This window comes from Mesorhizobium sp. M7A.F.Ca.CA.001.10.2.1, from assembly GCF_003998575.1.
Lineage (GTDB): Bacteria > Pseudomonadota > Alphaproteobacteria > Rhizobiales > Rhizobiaceae > Mesorhizobium.
The window spans coordinates 1-2,725 of the sequence record NZ_RZQY01000748.1 but is presented as its reverse complement, the minus strand read 5'-3'; the positions used below and the strand labels follow the sequence as shown (position 1 = coordinate 2,725).

The 2,725-nt window shown below is 64.7% G+C and carries 2 protein-coding genes and 1 pseudogene; all 3 read left to right on the top strand.

Annotated elements, in window-relative coordinates:
* Window positions 1-561, top strand: a pseudogene (locus EN964_RS31085) (6-phosphofructokinase); the annotation flags it as partial.
* A 35-nt stretch (window positions 562-596) separates the two neighbouring features.
* Window positions 597-1,316, top strand: a complete 720-nt coding sequence (locus tag EN964_RS31080; RefSeq protein WP_127270210.1) for an MBL fold metallo-hydrolase — start codon at window positions 597-599, stop codon at window positions 1,314-1,316.
* Between the two features lie 248 nt (window positions 1,317-1,564).
* A partial coding sequence (locus tag EN964_RS31075) for a Do family serine endopeptidase (protein ID WP_127277176.1) occupies window positions 1,565-2,725 on the top strand: 1,161 nt, incomplete at its 3' end.

The window sequence follows — 2,725 nt, the reverse complement described above, 5'->3', positions numbered from 1 at the left end:
GTGCCCGAGCGCCCATTCTCGGCCGCCGGCTTCATCGACGACGTCCGCGCCACGCTCGATCGCCACAAGCGCTGCATCGTCGCCGTTTCGGAAGGGGTCAGCACCGCCGACGGCAAGGCACTGGTCGAAAGCCTGGTGCCGCCGGACCAGCTTGAGCGCGACGCGCACGGCAACGTCAAGCTGTCGGGCAGCGACCTGCCGGCCGCACTCGAGCGCGCGTTGGCGGAAGGCCTGCCGGGCAAGCGGGCCCGCGTCGATGCGCTCGGCTACATGCCGCGCGGCTATATCGGCGCCATCAGCGCGGTCGACGCGCAGGAGGCGTTCGATGCCGGCGCTTTCGCCGTCACCGTCGCCGAACAGGGCGGCGGCTCGGTGGCCCTGCAATATGACGGCACCAGAACGGTGCTGAAGAAAGTGCCGCTCAAGAACGTCGCCGGCAAGACACGCCACATGCCGGACGATTTCATGAAGCCCGATGTCAATCAGCTGTCGGATGCCGGCATGGCCTATCTCAAGCGGCTGGTGCCGGAAAAGTACAAGGTCGGGAAGCCCTTCGTCTGATGCCGGGCTCACACTTGATGCCCGGCTCACAGGTGATGCCCGACTGGTTCAGCAGGAGCGTCGTCGACGACAAGACGACGATGCTGACCGAGCCCTTCGTCCATGCCTATGTTCGGGCCAATATCTGGCATCTGCGCGGTCGCGATGCCGACCTGCTCGTCGACACCGGCATGGGCATCTGTCCGCTGGCGCCGCAGATCGAGACGGCGGAGGGCAAGCCGCTGCTGGTCGTTGCCACCCACATCCATCTCGACCACGTCGGCTCGCTGCATGAATTCCCGTTGCGGGCCGGGCCAAGGATGAGCGCGGCTCGGTTCGAGACCATGGATGAGGCCGCGACCTACGCCTACATGTTTCATGACCTCGAGGGTGCCGTCTCGAAACCGCCGGCGCCTGGATGGAAGTCGGCCGACTACAGGATCCCGCCCGCGCCGTTGACGCGAACCCTGGACGAGGGCGATGTCGTCGATCTTGGCGACCGGCAATTTCGCGTGCTGCATTTGCCGGGCCATTCACCGGATTCGATCGCGCTGTTCGACGAGGTCGACGGCCTGTTCTTCAGCGGCGATGCCATCTATGACGCCATGCTGATCGACGACCTGCCGGATTCCGACCGAGCCGCCTATGTCAGCACGATGCGGCGCCTGCTGGACCTGCCGATCCGCATCGGTCATGGTGGACACGGACCGAGCTTCGACGGCAAGCGCATGCGCGAGATTGCCACGGCCTATCTCGAGCGAAGCGCCGGTGGCTGAGGCTCCAGCGAGACAGCAAGGTGCCGCCCGACGACTTTGCGGCCCTGCCGCCGTGCGGATATTAAATCTTCGTAAGGTCGCCCTAAAACCCTAAATCGGGCGAATCCGCGCCCTAGATGCAAGGCCGTCGATCCGGTTGGCTGCCATGTAGGCGAGACGGGCAATTGCGACCTCGACACGCCGATGACCGATTTCCCCGCACGGGAGAGGCCACGGCGCTGGATCAACTCTCGCCCGGACAAACGACCATGTCAGATATCCTTCGTAGGCATCGCGTCGCGGCCTTGCTGGGCGCTGCGCTGATCATATCCCCCTTCGTCATGTCTTTCGCCCAAGGCGAGGGCAACACCATTCCGACAACCCAGACGCCTGTCGCCGGCATCACCGCGCCCAATGGCTCGTTCGCCCCCATCGTTGCCGCCGACAAGCCGGCGGTGGTGACGGTCACCACCGTCATGAAGGCACAGCCTGAAACGATGAGCGATGCATCTCCTTTCGACGGCGGCTCGCCCTTCGATGACTATTTCCGCCAGTTCTTCGGTGACCAGGGCATGCCGACGCCCAAGACGCCGCCGCAACAGCAACCGCAGCGCGCCGAGGCGCTGGGTTCCGGCTTCATCGTCGGCGCGGATGGCACCGTCGTCACCAACAACCACGTCATCGATGGTGCTTCTTCGATCAAGGTGACGCTCGACGACGGCACCGAACTTCCGGCCAAGCTTGTCGGCCGCGATGCCAAGAACGATCTCGCCGTACTCAAGGTCAAGTCAGACAAACCCCTGCCGACCGTCAAATGGGGTGATTCCGACAAGCTCATGCCAGGCGACCAGGTGCTGGCCTTCGGCAACCCGTTCGGCATCGGCACCACCGTCACGGCAGGTATCGTCTCGGCGCGCGGCCGTGACCTGCATAGCGGCCCGTTCGACGATTTCATCCAGATCGACGCGCCGATCAACCACGGCAATTCCGGCGGTCCGCTGGTGGATGTCGCCGGCAATGTCGTGGGCATCAACACGGCGATCTATTCACCCAATGGCGGCAGCGTCGGCGTCGGCTTTGCCATTCCGTCGGATCAGGCCCAGAAGGTGGTCGCCAAGCTGATGAAGGGCGGCTCCATCCAGTACGGCTATCTCGGCGTTCAGATACAGGAGGTGACACCCGATGTCGCGAGCGCCATCGGGCTCGACCATTCCGGCGGCGCGCTGGTTTCAGAGGTCAACGACGGTTCGCCGGCGGCCAAGGCCGGCGTCGAGACGGGTGACGTCATCACCAGCTTTGCCGGGCAGGACGTGAAGGATCCCAAGGACCTGTCGCGGGCGGTCGCCGATGTCGCGCCGGGCGCCAGGGAAACGGTGGATGTCTGGCGCAAAGGCAAGCCGATGCGGATTTCCGTCGATGTCGGCCAAAAC